This window comes from Pseudomonas allii (assembly GCF_055380095.1).
This window is the reverse complement of record NZ_AP039450.1, coordinates 5,840,407-5,861,943: the sequence shown is the minus strand read 5'-3', so window position 1 is coordinate 5,861,943 and position 21,537 is coordinate 5,840,407. Positions and strand designations below refer to the sequence as shown.

Annotated in this window: 24 protein-coding genes; 14 read left to right on the top strand and 10 right to left on the bottom strand. The window is 61.5% G+C overall.

The features are described 5' to 3' along the window. Window positions 1-70 precede the first annotated feature (70 nt). Window positions 71-955 carry a sugar nucleotide-binding protein gene (locus ACZ445_RS26880; protein WP_081049253.1) on the top strand — a complete coding sequence of 295 codons (885 nt, stop codon included), beginning with the start codon at window positions 71-73 and terminating at the stop codon, window positions 953-955. 153 nt (window positions 956-1,108) lie between these two features. Here the strand turns inward: ACZ445_RS26880 and ACZ445_RS26875 are convergent, their stop codons facing one another. The 5 genes from ACZ445_RS26875 to ACZ445_RS26855 form a co-directional block, all read right to left on the bottom strand. Next, entirely contained in the window at window positions 1,109-1,807 is a 699-nt protein-coding gene (locus tag ACZ445_RS26875) for an OmpW/AlkL family protein (RefSeq protein ID WP_179030049.1), read from the bottom strand. Between the two features lie 94 nt (window positions 1,808-1,901). Further along, the gene (locus ACZ445_RS26870; RefSeq protein WP_071493720.1) at window positions 1,902-2,414 is read right to left on the bottom strand and encodes a DUF3299 domain-containing protein; all 513 of its coding nucleotides are present in this window, start codon (window positions 2,412-2,414) and stop codon (window positions 1,902-1,904) included. Window positions 2,415-2,425: 11 nt separating this feature from the next. Continuing rightward, complete coding sequence (locus ACZ445_RS26865; RefSeq protein ID WP_058424578.1) at window positions 2,426-3,691, bottom strand: ABC transporter permease; 1,266 nt, start codon at window positions 3,689-3,691, stop codon at window positions 2,426-2,428. A 1-nt stretch (window position 3,692) separates the two neighbouring features. Next, entirely contained in the window at window positions 3,693-4,403 is a 711-nt protein-coding gene (locus ACZ445_RS26860) for an ABC transporter ATP-binding protein (protein WP_058424579.1), read from the bottom strand. Window positions 4,404-4,409: 6 nt separating this feature from the next. Next, window positions 4,410-5,000, bottom strand: coding sequence for a DUF2796 domain-containing protein (locus ACZ445_RS26855; RefSeq protein ID WP_058424580.1), 591 nt, complete (start codon window positions 4,998-5,000; stop codon window positions 4,410-4,412). Window positions 5,001-5,130: 130 nt separating this feature from the next. Between ACZ445_RS26855 and ACZ445_RS26850 the strand changes: the two genes are divergently transcribed. Next, a complete protein-coding gene (locus tag ACZ445_RS26850; protein ID WP_058424581.1) occupies window positions 5,131-5,478 on the top strand; it encodes a hypothetical protein in 348 nt (115 codons plus the stop codon). On the opposite strand, the gene trxA is transcribed toward ACZ445_RS26850, so the two are convergent. Further along, window positions 5,475-6,347 carry a thioredoxin gene (gene trxA, locus ACZ445_RS26845; protein WP_058424582.1) on the bottom strand — a complete coding sequence of 291 codons (873 nt, stop codon included), beginning with the start codon at window positions 6,345-6,347 and terminating at the stop codon, window positions 5,475-5,477. The two genes, ACZ445_RS26850 and trxA, sit on opposite strands and share 4 nt — an antisense overlap. A 285-nt stretch (window positions 6,348-6,632) precedes the next feature. On the opposite strand from trxA, the gene ACZ445_RS26840 reads away from it, so the two are divergent. Next, window positions 6,633-8,105, top strand: coding sequence for a trypsin-like serine peptidase (locus ACZ445_RS26840; RefSeq protein WP_058424583.1), 1,473 nt, complete (start codon window positions 6,633-6,635; stop codon window positions 8,103-8,105). Between the two features lie 33 nt (window positions 8,106-8,138). Here the strand turns inward: ACZ445_RS26840 and ACZ445_RS26835 are convergent, their stop codons facing one another. Both ACZ445_RS26835 and ACZ445_RS26830 read right to left on the bottom strand, forming a co-directional pair. Further along, window positions 8,139-8,792, bottom strand: a complete 654-nt coding sequence (locus tag ACZ445_RS26835; protein WP_058424584.1) for a class I SAM-dependent methyltransferase — start codon at window positions 8,790-8,792, stop codon at window positions 8,139-8,141. After that, on the bottom strand, window positions 8,789-9,244 hold the full coding sequence (locus tag ACZ445_RS26830; RefSeq protein ID WP_058424585.1) for a YbaY family lipoprotein: 456 nt from the start codon (window positions 9,242-9,244) through the stop codon (window positions 8,789-8,791). The genes ACZ445_RS26835 and ACZ445_RS26830 overlap by 4 nt, the downstream gene beginning before the upstream one ends. A gap of 141 nt (window positions 9,245-9,385) precedes the next feature. Here ACZ445_RS26830 and nrdR point away from each other — a divergent pair, with 141 nt between their 5' ends. From nrdR to ACZ445_RS26775, 11 genes are all read left to right on the top strand, one after another. Further along, window positions 9,386-9,850, top strand: a complete 465-nt coding sequence (gene nrdR / locus ACZ445_RS26825) for a transcriptional regulator NrdR (protein ID WP_010206843.1) — start codon at window positions 9,386-9,388, stop codon at window positions 9,848-9,850. After that, complete coding sequence (gene ribD, locus ACZ445_RS26820; RefSeq protein WP_464707773.1) at window positions 9,847-10,983, top strand: bifunctional diaminohydroxyphosphoribosylaminopyrimidine deaminase/5-amino-6-(5-phosphoribosylamino)uracil reductase RibD; 1,137 nt, start codon at window positions 9,847-9,849, stop codon at window positions 10,981-10,983. Before nrdR ends, ribD begins: the two co-directional genes overlap by 4 nt. 47 nt (window positions 10,984-11,030) lie before the next feature. Next, window positions 11,031-11,693, top strand: coding sequence for a riboflavin synthase (locus ACZ445_RS26815; protein ID WP_058424587.1), 663 nt, complete (start codon window positions 11,031-11,033; stop codon window positions 11,691-11,693). A gap of 15 nt (window positions 11,694-11,708) precedes the next feature. Beyond that, window positions 11,709-12,800 carry a bifunctional 3,4-dihydroxy-2-butanone-4-phosphate synthase/GTP cyclohydrolase II gene (gene ribBA, locus ACZ445_RS26810; protein WP_058424588.1) on the top strand — a complete coding sequence of 364 codons (1,092 nt, stop codon included), beginning with the start codon at window positions 11,709-11,711 and terminating at the stop codon, window positions 12,798-12,800. Window positions 12,801-12,890: 90 nt separating this feature from the next. Continuing rightward, window positions 12,891-13,367 (top strand): 6,7-dimethyl-8-ribityllumazine synthase, encoded by a 477-nt coding sequence (gene ribH / locus ACZ445_RS26805; RefSeq protein WP_003194576.1) that lies wholly within the window; start codon window positions 12,891-12,893, stop codon window positions 13,365-13,367. Then, window positions 13,364-13,864 carry a transcription antitermination factor NusB gene (gene nusB / locus ACZ445_RS26800; protein ID WP_010206836.1) on the top strand — a complete coding sequence of 167 codons (501 nt, stop codon included), beginning with the start codon at window positions 13,364-13,366 and terminating at the stop codon, window positions 13,862-13,864. The genes ribH and nusB overlap by 4 nt, the downstream gene beginning before the upstream one ends. A gap of 18 nt (window positions 13,865-13,882) precedes the next feature. Continuing rightward, window positions 13,883-14,848: a thiamine-phosphate kinase gene (gene thiL / locus ACZ445_RS26795; protein ID WP_464707772.1), complete on the top strand. Its 966-nt coding sequence runs from the start codon at window positions 13,883-13,885 to the stop codon at window positions 14,846-14,848. 66 nt (window positions 14,849-14,914) lie between these two features. After that, entirely contained in the window at window positions 14,915-15,634 is a 720-nt protein-coding gene (locus tag ACZ445_RS26790) for a substrate-binding periplasmic protein (protein WP_179030173.1), read from the top strand. Window positions 15,635-15,763: 129 nt separating this feature from the next. Next, the gene (ribA, locus tag ACZ445_RS26785; RefSeq protein ID WP_016978544.1) at window positions 15,764-16,381 is read left to right on the top strand and encodes a GTP cyclohydrolase II; all 618 of its coding nucleotides are present in this window, start codon (window positions 15,764-15,766) and stop codon (window positions 16,379-16,381) included. Then, window positions 16,378-16,797, top strand: a complete 420-nt coding sequence (locus tag ACZ445_RS26780) for a nuclear FMR1 interacting 1 family protein (RefSeq protein WP_071493707.1) — start codon at window positions 16,378-16,380, stop codon at window positions 16,795-16,797. Before ribA ends, ACZ445_RS26780 begins: the two co-directional genes overlap by 4 nt. Beyond that, window positions 16,794-17,576, top strand: a complete 783-nt coding sequence (locus tag ACZ445_RS26775; RefSeq protein ID WP_310863814.1) for a cobalamin-binding protein — start codon at window positions 16,794-16,796, stop codon at window positions 17,574-17,576. The genes ACZ445_RS26780 and ACZ445_RS26775 overlap by 4 nt, the downstream gene beginning before the upstream one ends. Here the strand turns inward: ACZ445_RS26775 and ACZ445_RS26770 are convergent. Next, on the bottom strand, window positions 17,573-19,462 hold the full coding sequence (locus ACZ445_RS26770; RefSeq protein WP_310863813.1) for a TonB-dependent receptor domain-containing protein: 1,890 nt from the start codon (window positions 19,460-19,462) through the stop codon (window positions 17,573-17,575). The two genes, ACZ445_RS26775 and ACZ445_RS26770, sit on opposite strands and share 4 nt — an antisense overlap. A gap of 140 nt (window positions 19,463-19,602) precedes the next feature. Further along, a complete protein-coding gene (gene dxs / locus ACZ445_RS26765) occupies window positions 19,603-21,501 on the bottom strand; it encodes a 1-deoxy-D-xylulose-5-phosphate synthase (protein ID WP_058424594.1) in 1,899 nt (632 codons plus the stop codon). Window positions 21,502-21,537: the final 36 nt, after the last annotated feature.

Genomic DNA, 21,537 nt, shown 5'->3' with positions numbered 1-21,537 from the left:
CCGCAAAATGCAACGATTCTGGCCAATACCAGAAAACCTTCGTTCCAAACAGACCGGGCCTGCTCAATCTATGCGAATGCGCCTTATGTTACTGGGCGGCGGGAATGCCCTCGGGCAGGCGCTGATTCGCCTCGGTGCAGAGGAAGACATCGGTTTCCTCGCACCCAAACCGCCCCAAGACGGCTGGGATGCCGCGAGCCTCACCCAATTGCTCGACGACACCCGTCCCGATGCGTTGATCAACCTCGCCTACTACTTCGACTGGTTCCAGGCCGAAGCGGTCAGCGAAACCCGCCTGGCTGCCCAGGAGTTCGCCATCGAACGCCTGGCCGAGCTGTGCCAACACCACAACATCACCCTGTTGCAGCCGTCCAGCTATCGCGTGTTCGATGGCTCCCGCGCCACCGCCTACAGCGAAAAAGACGAGCCGGTGCCCCTGGGCCTGCGCGGCCAGGCATTGTGGCGTATCGAACAGAGCGTGCGCGCGACCTGCCCGCAACATGTGCTGTTGCGCTTCGGCTGGCTGCTGGATGACAGCGTCGACGGCACCCTCGGGCGCTTCCTGGCCCGGGCCGAGAAGCCGGATGAGTTGCTGATGGCCGACGACCGACGCGGCAACCCGACACCGGTGGATGACGCGGCACGGGTGATCATTTCGGTGCTCAAGCAACTCGATTGCGCGGCGCCGCTGTGGGGCACGTACCACTATGCCGGCCATGAGGCGACCACGCCGTTGGCGCTGGGCCAGGCGATCCTCACCGAAGCGCGCGGCTATCACCCGTTGGCGATCGAATCCCCGACCGCCCAGGCTCATGCGGCCCGGCCGGATGCGAGTGAAGAGCCGCAACACGCGGTGCTCGCCTGCAAGAAAATCCTCCACACCTTCGGCATCAAGCCACGGGCGTGGCGGGCGGGGTTGCCGGCGTTGCTGGATCGGTTCTACCGCCATGGCTGACCCAACACAAAACCCAATGTGGGCGTGAGCTAAATGTGGGAGGGGGCTTGCCCCCGATAGCGGTGGTTCAGTCAACTAGGTGTTGGCTGACACACTACAATCGGGGGCAAGCCCCCTCCCACATTGGTTTTTGTATTGCTGGTCAGGTCGGCATCAGAACTTGTAGCCGATACCCACCATGTAAACCATCGGGTCCACGTCCACGTTCACCTTGGCACGTGTGCCTTGGCCCAGGGCGTTGTTGTCCACGGTGGCCTTGGTGCTGATGTCTATGTAGCGCGCCTGGGCGTTGATCATCCACTTGTCGTTGATCATGTAGTCGGCGCCGATCTGTGCGGCCCAGCCCCAGGAGTTCTCAGCCTTGAAGTTGCTGAAACCTGCGCCTTGGGCACGGCTGCCGACGTGCTCGTCGTAGATCCAGGTGTAGTTGATACCGGCGCCCACGTACGGCTGGAAGGCCGACTTGTTGTCCAGTGGGTAGTACACGACGCTCAGGGTCGGCGGCAGGTGTTTCAGGGTGCCGAGCTTGCCGTTGGCGGCGCCGAGGGCGGTGCCCTTGATCTTCACGTCATGTTCGAACGGTGTGGCGGCCAGCAGTTCGATACCCACGTGGTTGGTCAGCATGTAGGCGAAGTTCAAGCCCAACTGAGTGTCGCTGCTCATGGTCGCCTTGCCGCCCAGGTTGGCGCCGGCCAATGGGCCTTGGTCAACCTTGACGTGGCCGCTGTCCGCCTTCGGGTTTACGGTGATTGCACCGGCACGAACCAGAATGTCGCCCGCTTCGTGAGCGTGTGCGACGGGGGCAACGAGGGCGAGCGCGAAGAGGGACGCGCCGAGCAGAGACTTGTTCATGGGAGCTCCAAAGGACGTTTAAAAGTTGTAGGTCCAATGGTAAAGATCGTTCCGTTCGGTCTTTTGACTCAGCTCAATGAAAGGGCGATAAGCGTTATTCGGGCAATTCGTACATGTAAATTTTCTCGGCCTCCATCTGGTAACCGGCATCGGCGAGCTCGCTGGTGGACGGTTTGACCTGCATCGCGCCCTCGATCCAGTACGGCTGATACAACTCATCGAGCTTCACGCCGATTTCGCTTTTGACATGCACGATCTGGTTCGACGGCGGCGGCGGCACATGGATGCACGCGCCGAAATACGGCACCAGCAAGAACTCGGTGGTGCGGCCGTTTTCGCTGACCTCCAGTGGCACGATGTAGCCGGGCAAGCGAATGTGCTGGCCATCGAGCGCTGGCACCACCGGCGCATTGGGCAGGTCCTGCTTGGCTGCGGGGGCCGATTCCAGGGCGTCCGCCATGCTGGAGAGATTGTGCAATGGTTGCATGTTCGGCACTTCTGGCGGGGCATCCGGCGGTATCAGTTCCGACCACGTCAGTTCTTTAGGCTCGGCTGCCCAGGCGGGCAGGGCAAGCAGCAGCAACAGTGCAAACAGGACGCGACGCATCAAAGCCTTCCTCATAAACGTATGGACAGGCCATCGGCCAGGGATTGCCGATAGGCGCGCCACGCGGGCACGCTGCCCATCAACAGCGCGGCGCCCAGGATACCGGCGAGCAGCGTCCATTCATATTCGCTCGGCCACGACATCGGCAGGTCCAGGCCGTAGTTGGCCTGCAGGTACCCGCGCGACGCGGCGATGCACACATACAGCAACCCCACGCCAGCGATTACACCGGACAGCGCCAGGGCGAAGGCTTCGAAGATCAACAGCGTCGCGATATGCCAGGGCCGTGCACCCACCGAACGCAAGATCGCCATTTCACGGCGGCGTTCGTTGAGGCTGGTGAGGATCGCCGTGAGCATGCCGATCAAGCCGGTGAGCACCACAAACAGCGAGATCACGAACAGCGCTTTTTCGGCGGTGCCCATCATGCTCCACAGCTCTTGCAGCGCCACGCCGGGCAGGATCGCCAGCATCGGCTCGCCACGGAATTCGTTGATCTCCCGTTGCAGGGCAAAGGTGGAAATCTTGTTGTTCAGGCCGAGCATGAACGCGGTGATGGCTTGGGGCGTGAGGTCCATATTGCGCGCCTGGTCGGCGCTGATGCGGCCTTTGCCCTGGGCCGGCACGCCGTTGTGCCAGTCGATGTGGATCGCTTCCATGCCGCCGAGGCTGATGTGCAAGGTGCGGTCAACCGGGGTGCCGGTGCGCTTGAGAATGCCGACCACGGTGAACGGTTTGTCATCGTGCTTGACCAGGCTGACCACTGCCACGCCATGGGCCAGCACCAGTTTGTCGCCAAGTTTGTAGTGCAACGCGTCGGCGACTTCGGCGCCCAGCACCACTTCGAACGGGTCGGTGGCGAAGGCACGACCGCTGGCCAGTTCGAGGTTCTGCTTGCGCCCGTATTGGTAGTGCTCGAAGTAGGATTCGTTGGTGCCCATCACGCGGTAGCCGCGGTGCGAATCGCCGAGGGAAATCGGAATCGCCCATTTCACCTGGGGGCTGGCGGCGAAGTGTTCGAAGCTGTCCCAACGGATGTTGTTGGTGGCGTTGCCGATGCGGAACACCGAGTACAGCAGCAGGTTCACCGAACCGGAACGGGCGCCGACGATCAGGTCGGTGCCGCTGATGGTGCTGGCAAAGCTGTTGCGCGCTTCAACGCGCACGCGTTCCACCGCGAGCAACAAGCAGACTGAAAGCGCGATGGCGAACGCGGTGAGAATCGCGGTAAAGCGGCGGTTAGCCAGGCTGGCCATGGCTAGACGGAACAGATACATCTCAAACCTCTGCGGGCGTGGCGGCGCGATTGAGTTCGGCCAGCGACAGGTTGCGGTCGAACAGCGAGGCCAGGCTCTGGTCGTGGCTGACAAACAACAGACTGGCGCCCGCTTCGCGGCATTCAGCGAACAGCAGTTGCAGGAAAGCTTCGCGGGCGTCGTAGTCCAGGGCCGAGGTGGGCTCGTCGGCGATCACCAGTTCCGGCTGACCGATCAGCGCACGGGCGGCGGCGACACGTTGTTGCTGGCCGATGGACAGCGAGTCGGCGCGGCGTTCCAGCAGGGTTTTGTCTTTCAAACCCAGGTGCGCGAGCAGGGCTGCTGCGGCCTGATCAACGCTGCCGTGGCGCTGCTTGGCGCGTTGTGCACGCAGTTTGGAAAAGTGGCAAGGCAACTCGACGTTCTCGCGCACCGACAGGAACGGCAGCAGGTTGAACTGCTGGAAGATATAGCCGGTGTGGTCGACGCGAAAACGGTCGCGGGCGCCGGCCGAGAGTGCGGTCAGCTCCTGGCCGAGCAGGCGGATGCTGCCCTGGCTGGGTTTCTGCACGCCGCCGAGCAAGCCGAGCAGGGTGGTTTTGCCACTGCCGCTCGGGCCCTTGAGAAACAGGGTTTCCCCCGCTTCCAGGCGGAATGCGGGGATGTCCAGCAACTGTGGATGACCGGGCCAGTTGAAGCCCAGGTCGGACAGTTCGATCAATGCGTGGGTCATGTGAATTCAGAACTTCAGGGTGGCTGCTGTGGCCGTCGCTTCAACACCTTGCTGGCCGCTCGGGCCAATCAGTTGTACCTGAATTTTCTGGGTGGCGGGGAAGGTCTTGAACACCTGGGTCAGGTCCAGGTTGCTCAGCGCGGTCGGCGTGGCGCAGGTGAACTGGTAGTGGGCGTGGATTTCGCTGTGGTCGTGATGATGTTCGTGGGCGCCATCTTTGGCGTCATCATCGTCGTCGTCATGGTCGGCTTCCGGCTTGTCGCCGAACAGCGGGCTGTTGAGTTCCTGACTGCTGGCCACGCAACCGGCGGCCTTGGGCAGGTTGAACAGGGCGACTGGGTTTTCCAGCTGTTTGCGTGCTGCGGCGACCTTGGCTTTGTCCGCCGGAGTGGTGGCCAGGTGTTCAAAACCCACCAGGTTCATCGCCGGGCTGTCCAGCTCAAGCTCCAGGGCCTGGCCGTCGAGTACCGCGTTGAGGCGACCGACGCCATGCTCGTGGGCGCCAAGGCTGCCGTGTTCATGGTCGTGATCATCATGGGCATGGGCAACCGCCAATGGCAGCAGGGCAAACGGCAAAGCAAGCAACAGACGGCGCATGAGAGGGCTCCAGAACATGAAAGTTTTGTTATGTGATCTTATAACAATAGTGCCAGAGTTTGACCGTCCGCTTGGCGTTGCGCAAGCCGCATGGGAGCATGCTCGTCAGAAAAGTGCAGGAGTGAGGACGATGTTGCGAATTCGTGGAACCGTCGGCGACCTGCCGGTGGACTTGACCCTGGAGCTGGATGACGGCGACTGGGCCCGCTTGGGCGCGCAATTGCAGGCGACGCCCGTTGCCAGCGCGACAGCCGCACCGGTGGCTCCGGTCAAACACACTGATGACCTGTGGCAAGGCGCCCAGGACCTGTTGCGCAAGGCCGGCCAGCTCAGCGGTCTGGAACTGCTCGATCAACTGGAAGGCTTGTCTGGCGACCCCTCCGCGGGCAAACGCCTGTTGGTGCGCCTGCGTCATAGCGCCCAAGTGAAAGTCAGCAGCGGCGGGGATACGCCGCTGTACAGTTGGGTCGGCGATTAATACAACGCGGCAAACAACTTGCGGCGGTACACGCTCACCAGCGGGTGATCATTGCCCAGCAACTCGAACACCTGCAGCAAGGTCTTGTGCGGCAGGCCTTCGCTGTAGCTGCGGTTGCGGATAAACAGCTTGAGCAAGCCTTCCAGTGCTGCGTCGTACTGCTGGCGCGCCAATTGCTGGATCGTCAACTGGTAGGCCGCTTCATCGTCCTGCGGGTTTTGCGCCAGGCGGCTTTTCAGGTCGGCGGCGTCCGGCAGGTCGGCCGCCTGGCGCAGGAAAGTGATCTGCGCCTTGGCCCCGGCGAGGGCGGCCTTGTGATCGTCACTTTTCACCGCGTCCAGCACGGTCTGGGCTTCGCCCAATTCACCGCGCTCGGCCAGGCAACGTGCGTACAGGATCAACGCCGCAGCGTTGGTGTTGTCTTCGCCCAATAGTGCGACCAGCACCGCTTCCGCATCGCTGATACGACCTTCGGCAAACAGCGCCTGGGCCTGTTCCAGAGGATCTGCCGCAGCCGGCGGCGGCATCTGCACATGGGGTTCGAGCATCGCCCGCACCGCCGACTCCGGCTGCGCCCCGGCAAACCCGTCCACCGGCTGGCCATCCTTGAACAACACCACCGTCGGCAGGCTGCGAATGCCAAAACGCGCAACGATATCCTGCTCGGCCTCGCAGTCGACCTTGGCCAGCAGCAACTCACCCTGATAACTCTCGGCGATCTGTGCCAGTAACGGCATCAGCGCCTTGCACGGCGCGCACCACTCGGCCCAGAAGTCCACCAGTACGGGCTTGTGGAACGAATTCTCGATCACCGCCTGGTCGAAGGTGGCAGTGGTGACATCGAAGATATACGGCATGGGCTCACTCATGGGGCGTCTCGAATAAAGCTGGAATGGGGGCAACTATAAGGGCTGGCGCGGTTGGCTGAAAGCGCAAGAATCTACAGTGGGCTGATTTGTCTGGGGGGCGCCGATACCCTTTGTTGTTTTGACATGGAGTCGGGCCCTCAGGATAACTGTCTGCGTTATGAGATTACGTAAAAACTTCACAATGTAGACAGAGGATTTAGTTGCGTAAAAAAATTAACTATTTACCACGATGCTCGTGAATGTTTTCGGTTCTATAAGGCTTCATCGGTTAATGAGTTAGTGTTTATGTTTACTAAATTGCCTGCATTTGTTTTTGTGGGGCTCAGTTATATATCGCAGCCTGTCAATGCTGAATTTGACATTGGCAGAGGAATCGAAAATTTTGCGCCCGGCAGAGTACTGAATAATCAAGATGGGCGCTATGACTATTGGAACGGTGTTGGGCGAATTCAAAATCCCACCCGATGTGTTGGGACGCTGCTGGATACTAGAGTTGATGGCGTCGCCAAAGGTCCTGCTTATGTTTTGACGAATGGGCACTGCGTCAGTTTGGACGGGGGCGAGATTCTAAGAGACACTGATTTTGAGGGGGCCATACAGTTCAAATTTTTTACAGGTCAAGAAAGTACCGCGAAAGCCTACCCGTTCAAGAAAGTCAATTGGAGCAGCATGCGCGGTGTGGATCTGGCCATTCTGGAGTTGCAGGCAAGCCTTGCCTCGGTGATGGAAGACGGTGTTCAACCTCTTTTATTTGGGCGGCGTCCTGATGAAGGCACGGATATTCTGGTGGTTGGCGGTAAAGGCATAGACCCCCTGCGGGTGGCCGCTTGCCAGTTGGAAAATGCGCCGGAGGTGGTTGAGGATGTTTGGGTATGGCGCCATACCATGAAAAATAAGTGTAAAGGTACCGGGCCTGGCAGTTCTGGCAGTCCGATTATTGAACGCTCCACCAATAAAATAGTAGGGGTGTTAAACACGATTTATGATTACGGCCCGTATCAGTGTGGTATGCATATGCCCTGCCAAATCAAGGATGGAAAATTTTATACGGAAAAAACTAATTACGGGATTTCGACAGACATGATCGACCGCTGTTTTGTAGACGGTGTATTTTCTGAAGACCCAGCGCGATGTGTATTGTTTCCCGCTTATTCGATCGTTGGCGACGTGGCACGCCAACAGCAATATTATCTTCCCGAAGATTTAACTGCGGGCTCGCCTGCCGTGTATCCAACATGGAATATGCGATTGACCCTTGATAAACCATTCTATCGCTACAAGGTGACCAGGCGGCCGAGGAGTTGTGAGGTGGCGCACGGTTATAGCGACATAATAGACAGTGCTAACGCTTATATTAATGATGAGATTGGGCCGCAGGTGGGCATCCATACACTGTGTGTTGTTGGTGTGGATAGTCGAGAAAGCTTGCCTTTTCCCGGGGAGATGAGAAATGCGCTGAATGCAGTGGTTGAGTTGAAGGCTGCTGATAAGAACGTCGAACCTTTGGTGCGATTTCAGGGCAATTGGTTTGGTATATATGCTGAGTTTCGTCGTGCCCCGCCTTCGCGTAATCAATTTTTTATGAAGTATGGTCAGCCCGCGCAAGTGGATTGCACGACTCAGGATGGCTATACAGAGGTGGAATTTAAAGAGGGGAAAGGCACTTCTGTCGTTAAACTTGAGCCCCAGCTAGGCCTTGTGTGTGTCTATAGCAAAGACATCCGAGGCACTTCTTCACCGGTTGAGACTTATCCTTAGGTCCCATGTGCAAAGGCACACCGGCCTACCGTGTTAACGCCGTGAATGGTACAGGCTCACCTTGCGAAACTCCCAAGGCTCGGCCAGGTCCGGCAGGGTCAGGGCATCGAGGATGCCCAGGCGCTGATAATCCGGGTGTTGGAAGTCGCGCACGCGTGAGTCCGCCACCAACGCTTCACGGCCTCGGGTCAGGAACTGATCCAGTAGTGGCAGGTTCGCCCGGTCGTAGAGCACGTCGGCCACCAGGATCAGGTCGAAGCGATCGGCTTCGGCAAAAAAGTCTGCGGAGTAACCCAGGTTCACACCGTTGAGTTCGGCATTCGCCCGGCAGGATGTCAGCGCCAGCGGGTCAAGATCGCAGGCCACCACTTCGTCGGCGCCCGCCTTGACGGCGGCAATTCCGGCCACACCGGAGCCGGCGCCAAAGTCCAGCACACGTTTACCGGCGACCCATTGAGGGTTCGCCGCCAGATAGCGCGCCAAGGCCAAACCACTGGCCCAGCAAAAACTCCAGTAGGGCGGTTCATGCAGGATGCGCCGGGTTTCTTCGGGGCTGAAGGCGCGATCCATGTTGTCCGCATCCAGCAGCCATAACGACAACTCAGTGCCCGGCAGCGGGCAGGGCACCAATTGCGCGTCGCCGATCAGTTCGCTGAGGGCGGCTTGCAGGCCAAGCGGTGGCGTCATGGGGCCTTGACGAGTTGCAGGGGGCCGGTGGTCTGGGTGATCGCCTGGGTGATGCGCACGGCGGGCAGGTGCAGGATCAACTGGCCGGACTGGCTGGCGCGACCGCGCAATTCAACCCGGGCACCAGCCGGGAACGCTTCAGGATTGAAGCGCAGGCGGAAGGCCAGGGGCTTGCCGTTACCGGTCAGCACGCTACTGGCCAGCAATTGTTGCGGGCGCGAGCGGTCGTCGATCACCAACAGCGCCATCTCCACTTCGGCACCGGCCGGAATGTTGGTCAGGCTGCCGCTGATTTCACGTTGATAGGCGGGCAGGGGGCCGAGGTCTTCAATACCGGGGACTTTTTTCTCTTGCGCGGGCGTGGGTTGAGGCGTGGTCGGTTTGGGGGCTTCGCTGCTGCAGGCGACCAGGAAACTGAACAGGGTGAGCAAAACGAGTGGTCGTAACTGCATGTACGGCTCCAGAAAGGACAAAATCCGTGGCTTAAAAAAATATGAAACATAATAGTCAGCCTATATACCGTAAAGGCTATGGCTTGTCTTGCCACGGGGATGCGCTACCATGGCCCTCCCATTATTTGTGGCCTGCCCACCATGCACTGTCCCTTCTGCGGTGCCAACGACACCAAGGTCATTGACTCGCGTCTGGTCGCCGAGGGCGATCAAGTCCGTCGCCGGCGCGAATGCCTGGCCTGCGGTGAACGTTTCACCACCTTCGAAACCGCCGAACTGGTATTGCCGCGCCTGATCAAATCCGACGGCAGCCGCCAACCCTTCGACGAAGAAAAACTGCGTGCCGGTATGCAGCGCGCCCTGGAAAAACGCCCGGTGAGTGTCGAGCGGCTGGAGGCGGCGCTGGTGCATATCAAGCACAAGCTGCGTGCCACCGGCGAACGCGAGGTCAAGAGCCTGGTGGTGGGAGAGTTGGTGATGGGTGAGCTGCAAAAGCTCGACGAAGTCGCCTACATCCGTTTCGCCTCAGTGTATCGACGCTTCCAGGACCTCAATGAGTTCCGCGAAGAGATCGACCGCCTGGCCCGGGAGCCTGCCAAAGAATGAACCCACCGTCTGCCGAACAAGCGGTGCTCGACGCCCATTACATGGCCCGCGCCCTGGAACTCGCGCGCAAGGGTTTGTACACCACCCATCCCAATCCGCGTGTGGGCTGCGTGATTGTGCGCGATGGGCAGATTGTCGGCGAAGGCTGGCATGAGCGCACCGGCGAACCCCATGCCGAGCCCAACGCGCTGCGTGCCGCCGGTGAGAAGGCCCGTGGCGCCACGGTGTACGTGACCCTCGAACCCTGCAGCCACCATGGGCGCACGCCGCCGTGCGCGGACGCATTGGTAACTGCCGGTGTCGCCCGTGTAGTGGCCGGCATGCAGGACCCGAACCCCGAAGTGGCCGGGCGCGGCATGCAGCGTCTGGCGCAAGCCGGGATCGAGGTCCTCAGCGGTGTACTGGAAGCCCAGGCCCGCGCGTTGAATCCGGGGTTTCTCAAGCGCATGGAACACGGCCTGCCCTTCGTGCGGGTCAAGCTGGCGATGAGCCTGGACGGTCGCACCGCCATGGCCAGCGGCGAAAGCCAATGGATCACCGGCCCCGCCGCCCGCGCCGCCGTGCAGCGCCTGCGTGCCGAGGCCAGTGTGGTGCTGACCGGCGCCGACACGGTGCTCGCCGATGGCGCCCGCCTGACCGTGCGCGCCGCCGAACTCGGCCTGGACGACGCCACCACGGCGCTGGCCATGTCGCGCCCGCCGTTGCGTGTACTGATCGACGGCCGTCTGCGCGTGCCGCTCAATGCGCCGTTCTTCAAGGCCGGCCCGGCGTTGGTCATCACCTGCGTGACTGCGGAAAACCAGTTCCCTCGTGGTCCCGAGTGCCTGGTGGTGCCGGGCGTCGATGGCCAGGTCGATCTACGCTCGGCGCTGGTCGCCTTGGCCGCTCGTGGCGTCAACGAAGTGTTGGTAGAGGCAGGGCCAAGCCTGGCGGGTGCATTTGCCCAGCAAGGCCTGGTGGATGAGTACGTGATATTCATCGCCGGCAAGTTCCTCGGCTCCGCCGCCCGGCCTTTGCTGGACTGGCCGCTTGAGAAACTGGCCGCCGCCCCCCAACTCAAGATCACTGAAATGCGCGCTGTAGGCGACGACTGGCGAGTCACTGCCATCCCTGTGCCAGCAGCGAGCGTATAATTCTGACCGGGCGCTCAAGTGCCCGTCCCGTTTTCCAGGAGAAGGCCATGTTCACCGGCATTATCGAATCCATCGGCAGCATCCGCGCCATGACCCCCAAGGGCGGCGACGTGCGCCTGCTGGTTGAAACCGGCAAGTTGGACCTGGGCGACGTCAAGCTGGGCGACAGTATCGCCGTCAGCGGCGTGTGCCTCACCGTCATCGAACTGCCGGGCAACGGCTTTGCCGCCGATGTCAGCCGGGAAACCCTGGACTGCACCGCGATGAACGACCTCAAGGCCGGCAGCCCGGTGAACCTGGAAAAAGCCCTGACCCCGACCACCCGCCTCGGCGGTCACCTGGTCAGCGGCCACGTCGACGGCGTCGGCGAAGTGGTATCGCGCAGCGAAAACGCGCGTGCCGTGGAATTTCGCATCCGCGCGCCCAAAGAGCTGGCCAAGTACATCGCCCACAAAGGCTCGATCACTGTCGACGGCACCAGCCTCACCGTGAACGCCGTGAATGGCGCCGAATTTGAACTGACCATCATTCCCCACACCCTCAGCGAAACCATCATGGCGTCTTACCAGCCAGGTCGCCGGGTGAACCTGGAAGTGGACTTGCTTGCCCGTTACCTGGAGCGCCTGTTGTTGGGCGATAAGGCCGCAGAGCCAGCCGGGAGTAACATCACCGAAAGTTTTCTGGCCGCTAACGGCTACCTGAAATCCTGACCAAGGGGGTGCCGCGTGGCGCTCAATAGCATCGAAGAACTGGTTGAAGACATCCGCCAAGGCAAGATGGTCATCCTGATGGATGACGAAGACCGCGAGAACGAAGGCGACATCATCATGGCCGCCGAGGCCTGCCAGGCCGAGCACATCAACTTCATGGCCAAGCACGCCCGTGGGCTGATCTGCATGCCCATGAGCCGCGAGCGCTGCGAGTTGCTCAAGCTGCCGTTGATGGCGCCGCGCAATGGCTCGGGTTTTGGCACCAAGTTCACCGTATCGATTGAAGCCACTACCGGCGTCACCACCGGGATTTCCGCCGCCGACCGCGCACGCACGGTACAAGCCGCCGCCGCAAAAGATGCCAAGGCTGAAGACATCGTGAGCCCCGGCCACATCTTCCCGTTGATGGCCCAACCGGGTGGCACCCTGGCCCGTGCCGGCCACACCGAGGCCGCCTGCGACCTGGCGCGTATGGCCGGTTTCGAACCAAGCGGCGTGATCTGCGAAGTGATGAACGACGACGGCACCATGGCCCGTCGTGCTGAACTCGAAGCCTTTGCTGCCGAACACAACATCAAGGTGGGCACCATCGCCGACCTGATTCACTACCGCATGATTCACGAACGTACCGTTCAGCGGATTGCCGAGCAGCCACTGGACAGCGAACTGGGCCAATTCAATTTGGTGACCTACCGTGATTCGGTGGAAGGTGATGTGCACATGGCGCTGACCCTGGGCACCATTTGCGCCGAAGAGCCGACCCTGGTGCGTGTGCACAATATGGACCCATTGCGCGACCTGCTGATGGTCAAGCAACCGGGCCGCTGGAGCCTGCGCGCCGCCATGGCTGCGGTCTCCGAGGCAGGCAGCGGTGTAGTGCTGTTGCTCGGTCATCCGCTGGATGGCGATGTGCTGCTGGCGCATATCCGCGAAACGGCGGACCACGCGCCGGTGAAAAAACCGACCACCTACAGCATCGTCGGTGCCGGTTCGCAGATCCTGCGTGACCTGGGCGTGCGCAAAATGCGCCTGATGAGCGCACCGATGAAATTTAATGCGATATCCGGTTTCGACCTGGAAGTAGTAGAATACGTGCCCTCCGAATAAAGGCCGGCGATTTTCGCCCCTTGTTCGCGGTTCAAATATCACTAAGGGACGCGTCATACACGCGTCCCGGCTCTTTAAGAGATTTGTCGAATGACCCTGAAGACCATCGAAGGTACCTTCATCGCCCCCAAAGGCCGCTATGCCCTGGTGGTTGGCCGCTTCAACAGCTTCGTGGTTGAAAGCCTGGTAAGCGGTGCCGTTGACGCCCTGGTTCGCCACGGTGTTAGCGAAAGCGACATCACCCTTATCCGTGCCCCTGGCGCCTTCGAAATTCCACTGGTTGCGCAAAAAGTTGCTCAACAGGGTGAATACGCGGCGATCATCGCCCTGGGCGCGGTCATTCGTGGCGGTACTCCGCACTTCGAATACGTGGCTGGCGAATGCACCAAGGGCCTGGCCCAGGTGTCCATGGAGTTCGGCGTACCGGTTGCGTTCGGCGTGCTGACCGTGGATTCCATCGAGCAAGCCATCGAGCGTTCCGGCACCAAGGCCGGCAACAAAGGCGCTGAAGCTGCCCTGTCTGCCCTGGAAATGGTCAGCCTGCTGTCGCAGTTGGAGGCCAAGTGATTTCTGACGAGAGCGACAACTTCAACCCGCGCGAGCCACGTCCAGCCGATGCTGGCAAACCGTCCAAGAACGAGAAGCGTCGTGCTGCTCGTCAGTTGGCGACCCAGGCGCTGTATCAGCGTCACCTGGCGGGCGCGTCGTTGAACGAGATCGAAGCACAGTTTCGCGTCGACAACGATTTCACTTTCGCCGACCTGCCGTACTTCCACGACATCCTGCACGGTGTGCACGCGCACCTGACCGAGATCGACACCGCTCTGGCGCCTTGCCTGGACCTGACCATCGAAGAGCTGGACCCGGTTGAGCTGTGCGTGATGCGCCTGTCGGCCTGGGAACTGCTGTATCGCGTCGATGTGCCGTACCGCGTGGTGATCAACGAAGGTATCGAACTGGCGAAAGTCTACGGTTCGACCGACGGCCACAAGTTCGTCAACGGCGTGCTCGACAAGCTGGCCCCACGCCTGCGTGAAGCCGAAGTGAAGGCGTACAAGCGCTGAATCGCGCTTGAAACCTGAATGGGCGAGTTTGAGCTGATCCGCAACTACTTCGCCGCCGCGCCTTGTGCGCAGGGCGGCGAAGGTATTGCCCTGGGGATCGGCGATGACTGCGCCTTGCTGGCGCTCCCCGCTGGGGAGCAGTTGGCAATCTCCACGGATACCTTGGTCGCCGGGGTGCATTTTGCCGACCCCTGTGACCCGTTCCTGCTGGGCCAACGCTCGTTGGCCGTGGCGGTGAGCGACCTGGCGGCCATGGGCGCCAACCCCCTCGCATTTACCCTTGCCTTGACCACACCAACCGTCGATGCCGATTGGCTGCAACGCTATGCCCAGGGTTTGAACCTCATGGCGCAACGCTGCGGCGTGGGCCTGGTGGGCGGCGATACCACCCGTGGCCCTCTGAGCCTGACCATGACGGTGTTTGGTCGTGTACCGGCCGGGCAAGCCTTGACCCGCAGCGGTGCGCAGCCGGGTGACCTGCTGTGTGTCGGCGGCGAATTGGGCAATGCCGCCGGTGCCTTGCCACTGGTATTGGGCCAGCGCAGCGCCGACGCAGCCATCGCCGAGCCGTTGTTGGCTCATTACTGGTCGCCGCAGCCGCAGTTGGCCCTGGGGCTGGCGCTGCGTGGAAAGGCTACGTCTGCGATGGATATTTCCGACGGTCTCCTGGCCGATTGCGGGCATATCGCGATGGCGTCAAAGGTCAGCCTGTTGATTGAGCGCGAGCGGTTACCATTGTCCCCGGCGCTGCTGGCGTTTGTCGGTGAAGACGACGCGCGTGTGGCAGCCCTGAGTGGGGGGGATGACTACGTGCTGGCGTTCACCCTGCCATCCGCCGAACTGGCGCCGTTGCTGGCCGATGGTTGGCCGATCCATGTGATCGGCCGGGTCGAGGCAGGGCAGGGCGTTACGTTGCTCGATGGCAGCGGGCAGGACATCACGCCAGCCATCCGTGGTTATCAGCATTTTCGCGAGACGCCCTGAATCGGCGGCCTGCGCTACCCTCTATAGCGTTATCAAGGATGCAAGGCCCTGTAGGAGGTCGTGACCATGGATGTGCGCCGTTGGCTGCTGATACTGCTGTGTGCCTTTACGGCCGTGGTCCAGGCGCAGGACGTGCCCGGCAAGGTCATGCTGGCCAGTGAGGAATGGAACGACTACACCAACAAAGACGGCACGGGCCTGGCCTGGGACGTGTTGCGTCAGGTCTTCGAGCCCGCCGGCATCAAATTGCACACCCGCTCCGTGCCCTACACCCGTTCGGTCGGCCTGGCCCAACGCGGCGAGGTGGATGGCTGGGTTGGTTCCTATCGCGATGAAGCCGAAGGCGTGTTGTATCCCCACTGGAACTTCGACTCCGACCACATCTTCGCCCTGGGGCTGGCCACCACGCCGGCGCCGACGGTGGCCACGCTGGGCAACTACCGACTGGCCTGGGTGCGCGGCTACAAGTATGAGGAGTACTTGCCCAATGTGCGCCGTTTCAACCAGGTCGAGCGCCGCGACGGCATTTTGCCGATGCTGCAACACGGCCGCGCGGACTTCTATATCGATGCGTTGACCGAGGCCAAATACGTGCTCAACCAGGCCGATGACCCGTCGAAGTTCACGCTGACGCCGATTGCCGAACTGCCGTTGTACATCGGGTTTGTCGATAACGAGCGGGGCCGGGGCTTGATGGCTGTCTTTGACCAACGCATGGCGGCCCTGGTGAAAAGCGGTGAGTTAAAGCCGATATTCGAGCGCTGGAAACAACCCTATCCGTTCTGACCTGCATAGAACCAGGATGAAGGCCAATCGAACCCATTGATCTTTATCAGCGATAATTCAGCTTAAGCGTCTGTAGGAACCTGCTGTTACAATAGCCGCCTCTGTAAAAACTGAAATCAGGAGCACACGGTGCCCGTCGTTTTCGTCGCCGCTTCCAAGCTGCCTACCCCTTTTGCCACGTTCACCATGAACGGCTTTCTCGAAGAAGCCACAGGGCGCGAGCATGTCGTGCTCAGCCTGGGCGATATCGCCGATGGCGCGCCGGTGCTTGGCCGGGTGCACTCCGAATGCCTGACCGGTGATGCGTTGTTCAGCCAGCGTTGCGACTGCGGTTCGCAATTGGAAGCCGCCATGCGCGCGATCGCCCGTGAGGGCCGTGGCGTGCTGCTATACCTGCGCCAGGAAGGTCGTGGCATTGGCCTGATGAACAAGATCCGCGCCTACGAGCTGCAAGATGGCGGCGCCGATACTGTCGAGGCCAACGAGCGCCTGGGCTTTGCCGCCGACCAGCGTGACTACGCGATCTGCCTGCCGATGCTTGAGCACCTGGGCGTCAAATCCCTGCGTTTGATGACCAACAACCCGCGCAAGGTTAAAGCCTTGACCGAGATGGGCATCACCGTGGCCGAACGTGTGCCACTGCACACCGGGCACAACCCGCACAACAAACTCTACCTGGCCACCAAGGCCAGCAAGCTCGACCACATGATGGGCAACGAGCACCAGGGCGAGGTCGACCGCGCGTGACCCGAGGCCAGGTGAAACGGCGGCTGTCCTTCAATTGGTGGCAGTACCTGGCCCTGGCGCTGCTCCCCCTGTTTGTACTCAACCTGGTGTTCGGCCAGGCCGAATCCCTGCTGCCGGTGCTGGCCATGCCGTTCTTCATTGCCGGCGTGGCCTCGATGTTCCTCAGCCTGCGCTACTTCAACGGCTATAAACACGCGTTGATCGCCACCTCCAAAGCCCTGGATACCCCCGAAGAACCGGCTGCCTGGATCACCCTGGCGGCGCGTCGGCGCACGGCGTTGCTGGTTGCTGCCGTACCGGCCTGGATCGGCGCGTTATCGGTCTTCGTCGGGTTGGAAGCGGTGCCGCTGTTTCTGTTGGCGCTGTCGACCGTGGTGCTGTTCTACCTCTACCGCATTCCCCGTCAACTGGGATGATTCGTCACTGGCTGGCGGTGTTGCTGGTATTCAGTGCCCAGGCGCTGGCGGCCGAACGTGTGGTGAGCCTGGCGCCGTCCCTCTCTGAAATCGTGGTCGAACTGGGCGCAGCCGATGTGCTGGTGGGCGTGCTCGACGGCGGCGAACGCCCGGCAGCGTTGGTGCAAGTGCAGTCAGTGGGGCAATACGGTCAGTTGGACATGGAGCGGCTGCTCAGCCTCAAGCCCGATTTGATCCTGCTGTGGCCCGGCAGTGTCGGCCCGGCCCAGCGTGAGCAGTTACAGCGCCTGAATATCCCGGTGTACGTCGCCGAACCCCATAGCCTTGAACAGCTCACCACCCAGGTCCAGGCCATTGCCGAGCAATTGGGTCGCGCTGACGCGGGTCGACAGTTGGCCGCGCAGTTGCGCCAACGCCTGGCCGAGCTGCGACAGCGCTATCAGCGCGCCGAGCCATTGCGCGTGTTTTACCAGGTATGGAATAAGCCGCTGTACACCGTGGGTGGCGGGCAGATCATCAGCGATGCGTTAAAGGTATGCGGCGCGCGCAATGTGTTTGATGACCTCAAGCTGCCGGCCCCGCAGGTGAGCATTGAGTCGGTGTTGCAGCGTGATCCCGAGATGATTCTGGTGGGCGACCAGGCGCAGAAGGAGGCCTGGAAGGTCTGGCCGACGATGGCTGAGCGGGTGCGACTGGTGCCGGATAAAGGCCTGGAGCGGCCCAGCGGGCAGATGCTGGAAGCCGTGGCCCGATTGTGTGAGGTAATCGCGCCCCGCTAGAGGTCCGGCGTCCAGGTCACGTCAACCATCAGCGCCCGGCCTTCTTCCCGGTAGCCATATTGCTGGCCTTGGTACTGATACAGCGCCCGGCTGTAGGCCTTGTCCAGCAAGTTATCGAGCTTCATGCTCAGCGTGACTTCACGGTTCAGCGTCCAACTGGCGCGCAGCCCGAGCAAGCCATAGCCAGCCAACGGTTGCTGGTTCTTCGCGTCGTCGTAGCTGCTGCTGACCGCTTGCCAGCTGGCGCCGACGCCGAATTGGTCGAATTGGCGATCCAGGTCCAGGCTCACGGTGCGCCTGGCGCGACGTGCCAGCGTACGTCCGGAATCGCGGTCTCGTGGATCAATCAGTGCCAGCCCCAGGTTGCCTTGCCAGCCGAACAGCTCTTGCTTGAGCGCGGCTTCGAAGCCGTTGATGCGCGCTGAGCTGACGTTTTGCGGGCCGTCGCTGTCGAACACGATCGCATCCTGGATGTCGGTGCGGTAGAGCGAAGCTTCCAGTCGGCTGGTGTCGCTGAGTTGGCTACGCCATTGCAGTTCGTAGCTTTTCGAGGTTTCGGGCTTCAGGTTTGGGTTGCTGTTCTTGAAGCCGTACTCGTCCGGGTAATACAGGTCATTGAACGTCGGGGCGCGGAAGCCCTCGCTGTAGCTCAACAGCAGGTCGTTGTCCGGGTTGACCGGCAACGTGAGCGTGCCGCTCCAGCTGTTCTGCCCGCCAAACTGCTGGTTCTGGTCACGCCGCAGCCCCAGCTCGGTGGAAAACCATTCGCCATGGAAGCGATGCTGAACAAAGGCCGCGCGGTTCCAGCGACTGTTTTCGGTGAGGGTGGTGGAGCCGTGGAAGCGGTCCTCGTACCAGTCACCGCCGAGAATCAGGCTGTTCTGCTCATTCAGCGTCAGATCGTTCTGCCAGTTGACCGAGTCGCGGTAAGTGTTGAACACACTGAAGTCATCACTGAGGGTGTCGCGCTTGGTGTCGCGGTTCTCGCTATGGCCCAGTTCCAGGCGCGATTGCCAGCGCTCGTTGAGCGTGGCGTCGACATAACCGCTGGCGCTGCTCACGGTGTAATCGGTGTAGGGTTTTTGCCCCACTGTTTGCCCGGTGGCGACGTCGTAGCGGCCGAAGCTGTTGTCGTATTCCGACTTGCCCCGGTTATCCAACAGGTTGAACCCCACCTCCAGCGCATCGCTGAACGAATGGCTGAGGTTCAGGCTGAGGGACTGGTTGCGGTAGGCATCATGGTCGCCATCGCTGGGGAACGAGGTGTGCGTCGAGTTGATACCGGCGGTTTCATCCAGGCTCGCGCCAAGGTTGAAACGCGTGTGCTCATCGCCGCCGGAGAGGCCGAGGCTGCGCTCCCAGGTCTTATTACTGCCAAACCCGAGCTTCAGACGTGGTTGCAGGCCCTGCCCGGCATTGCGCCGGGTGAACACCTGGATCACCCCGCCAATCGCATCGCTGCCGTAGATCACCGAACGTGAGCCGCGCAGTACTTCTACCCGCTCGATCTGGTCGACGTTCAGATATTGCAGGCCGCTGTCGCCGGAGGTGGTATTGGCAATGCGCTGGCCGTCCACCAACACCAGGCTTTGTGCGGATTTGGTGCCACGGATATAGACCCCGGGCAAGCTGCCACGGCCACCGGTGGGCGCTATTTGCACGCCGGGTACGCGGCTGAGCAGGTCGGTGAGGCTGGTGGGTTGCAGGCGGTCGATGTCGTCGCGGGTGAACACGGTGTTGGCGGCGCTGCTGTCGTTGCGCGCCTGGACCTGGCGGTTGGCGCTGATGACCACGTTGGGGAGCTTCAGCGCGTCGTCGCGGGTGTCGGCGAGTAGTTCGGGGGATGTTAGCAGTAACAGGGGCAAGGTGAGGCTAAGGTGTTTCATGGGCTGTCCATGGCATTTGAAGATGGCGCAAATCAAATGTGGGAGGGGGCTTGCCCCCGATGGCGTCGTGTCAGTCAGCATAATTTTGACTGAGCCACCGCTATCGGGGGCAAGCCCCCTCCCACATGGTGATCCGGTTTCTACAGGCTAAGCAACGCCATGCGTTCGCGCACCGATGCCTCAATGCCGGCCTCGTCCAACCCACACTCCGCCAGCATCTGCGCCGGTTTGGCGTGTTCGACGTACGCATCCGGCAAGCCCAGGTGCAGCACCGACTTGAGGATATTCTCCCGCGCCAGGAACTCGCTGACCGCCGCACCAGCGCCGCCCATGATGGCGTTTTCTTCAACGGTCACCAGCAACTCATGGTTGCCGGCAATCTCGCGCACCAGGGCTTCATCCAGGGGTTTGACGAAGCGCATGTCGACCACAGTGGCGTCGATCTTCTCGGCGACTTTCAGTGCTTCGGCCAATTGCACGCCGAACACCAGGAAGGCGGCCTTGCTGCCTTGGCGACGCACGATGCCCTTGCCGATCTCGATAGGCTCAAGGTCCTTTTCGATCACTGCATTCGGGCCATTGCCGCGCGGGTAGCGCACGGCGGCCGGGCCGTTGTACAGGTGGCCGGTGCTGAGCATCTTGCGCAGTTCGTTTTCGTCACTCGGCGTCATCACCAGCATGCCGGGGATGCAACGCAGGTAGGACAGGTCGAAGCTGCCGGCGTGGGTCGGGCCGTCTTCGCCCACCAGGCCGGCGCGGTCGATGGCGAACAGCACGTCGAGGTTCTGCACCGCCACGTCATGCACCAACTGGTCGTAGCCGCGCTGCAGGAAGGTGGAGTAGATCGCCACGACCGGCTTGGCACCTTCACACGCCATGCCGGCGGCAAACGTGACCGCGTGCTGCTCGGCAATCGCCACGTCGAAGTAGCGCAGCGGGAAACGCTCGCTGAACGCCACCAGGTCGGAGCCTTCCTTCATCGCCGGGGTAATGCCCACCAGGCGCGGGTCGGCGGCGGCCATGTCGCACAGCCATTCGCCGAACACACCGGAGTACTTCGGCCCGCTGGCCTTTTTCGGCGCGGCGGCAGGAGCGTCCAGGGGTTCCAGCTTGGTGATGGCGTGATAGCCAATCGGGTCGACTTCCGCCGGGGCGAAGCCTTTGCCTTTCTTGGTGACGATATGCAGGAACTGCGGGCCCTTGAGGTCACGCATGTTGCGCAGCGTGGCGATCAGGGTCGGCAGGTCGTGGCCGTCGATGGGGCCGATGTAGTTCCAGCCCAGCTCTTCGAACAGCGTGCCGGGCACCAGCATGCCCTTGGCATACTCTTCGGTGCGCCGGGCAATTTCCCACGCCCCGGGCAGACGCGAGAGCACCTTCTTGCTGCCTTCACGCATGCTGGCGTAGGTGCGGCTGGAGAGGATCTTGGCCAGGTAGTTCGACAGGCCGCCGACGTTACGCGAGATCGACATGTCATTGTCGTTGAGGATCACCAGCATGTTGGCGTCCACTTCCGGCGCATGGTTCAGCGCTTCGAACGCCATGCCGGCGGTCAGCGCGCCGTCACCGATCACCGCGATCGCCTTGCGATCACTGCCTTGCAGGCGGGCGGCAATGGCCATGCCCAGCGCGGCACTGATGGAGGTGCTGGAGTGGCCGACGCCAAAGGTGTCGTACTCGCTCTCGGCGCGGCGCGGGAAGGCGGCAATACCGTCCTTCTGGCGCAGGGTGCCCATTTGCTCGCGGCGGCCCGTGAGGATTTTATGCGGGTACGCCTGATGGCCCACGTCCCACACCAGCCGGTCGTCCGGGGTGTCGAACACGTAATGCAGGGCGATGGTCAGCTCGATGACGCCCAGGCCGGCACCAAAATGCCCACCGGTCTGGCCGACCGTGTAGAGCAATTCCAGGCGCAACTCATCGGCCAGGGTTTCCAGCTCGGCTTCACCGAGTCGACGCAGGCCGGCCGGCGTGACAGCACGGTCGAGCAGGGGCGTGGACGGGCGCTTGCGGGGAATCTCTTGAAACGTCGTGGGCATCAGGCGAATCGTTATAGGTATAGAAGAGGCGGCAGT

Bases quoted from the DNA above. Each gene is read 5' to 3' on its own strand.
- ACZ445_RS26880 (WP_081049253.1), top strand. From the start codon at position 71: ATGCGAATGCGCCTTATGTTACTGGGCGGCGGGAATGCCCTCGGGCAG.
- ACZ445_RS26875 (WP_179030049.1), bottom strand. From the start codon at position 1,807: ATGAACAAGTCTCTGCTCGGCGCGTCCCTCTTCGCGCTCGCCCTCGTT.
- ACZ445_RS26870 (WP_071493720.1), bottom strand. From the start codon at position 2,414: ATGCGTCGCGTCCTGTTTGCACTGTTGCTGCTGCTTGCCCTGCCCGCC.
- ACZ445_RS26865 (WP_058424578.1), bottom strand. From the start codon at position 3,691: ATGTATCTGTTCCGTCTAGCCATGGCCAGCCTGGCTAACCGCCGCTTT.
- ACZ445_RS26860 (WP_058424579.1), bottom strand. From the start codon at position 4,403: ATGACCCACGCATTGATCGAACTGTCCGACCTGGGCTTCAACTGGCCC.
- ACZ445_RS26855 (WP_058424580.1), bottom strand. From the start codon at position 5,000: ATGCGCCGTCTGTTGCTTGCTTTGCCGTTTGCCCTGCTGCCATTGGCG.
- ACZ445_RS26850 (WP_058424581.1), top strand. From the start codon at position 5,131: ATGTTGCGAATTCGTGGAACCGTCGGCGACCTGCCGGTGGACTTGACC.
- trxA (WP_058424582.1), bottom strand. From the start codon at position 6,347: ATGAGTGAGCCCATGCCGTATATCTTCGATGTCACCACTGCCACCTTC.
- ACZ445_RS26840 (WP_058424583.1), top strand. From the start codon at position 6,633: ATGTTTACTAAATTGCCTGCATTTGTTTTTGTGGGGCTCAGTTATATA.
- ACZ445_RS26835 (WP_058424584.1), bottom strand. From the start codon at position 8,792: ATGACGCCACCGCTTGGCCTGCAAGCCGCCCTCAGCGAACTGATCGGC.
- ACZ445_RS26830 (WP_058424585.1), bottom strand. From the start codon at position 9,244: ATGCAGTTACGACCACTCGTTTTGCTCACCCTGTTCAGTTTCCTGGTC.
- nrdR (WP_010206843.1), top strand. From the start codon at position 9,386: ATGCACTGTCCCTTCTGCGGTGCCAACGACACCAAGGTCATTGACTCG.
- ribD (WP_464707773.1), top strand. From the start codon at position 9,847: ATGAACCCACCGTCTGCCGAACAAGCGGTGCTCGACGCCCATTACATG.
- ACZ445_RS26815 (WP_058424587.1), top strand. From the start codon at position 11,031: ATGTTCACCGGCATTATCGAATCCATCGGCAGCATCCGCGCCATGACC.
- ribH (WP_003194576.1), top strand. From the start codon at position 12,891: ATGACCCTGAAGACCATCGAAGGTACCTTCATCGCCCCCAAAGGCCGC.
- thiL (WP_464707772.1), top strand. From the start codon at position 13,883: ATGGGCGAGTTTGAGCTGATCCGCAACTACTTCGCCGCCGCGCCTTGT.
- ACZ445_RS26790 (WP_179030173.1), top strand. From the start codon at position 14,915: ATGGATGTGCGCCGTTGGCTGCTGATACTGCTGTGTGCCTTTACGGCC.
- ACZ445_RS26775 (WP_310863814.1), top strand. From the start codon at position 16,794: ATGATTCGTCACTGGCTGGCGGTGTTGCTGGTATTCAGTGCCCAGGCG.
- ACZ445_RS26770 (WP_310863813.1), bottom strand. From the start codon at position 19,462: ATGAAACACCTTAGCCTCACCTTGCCCCTGTTACTGCTAACATCCCCC.
- dxs (WP_058424594.1), bottom strand. From the start codon at position 21,501: ATGCCCACGACGTTTCAAGAGATTCCCCGCAAGCGCCCGTCCACGCCC.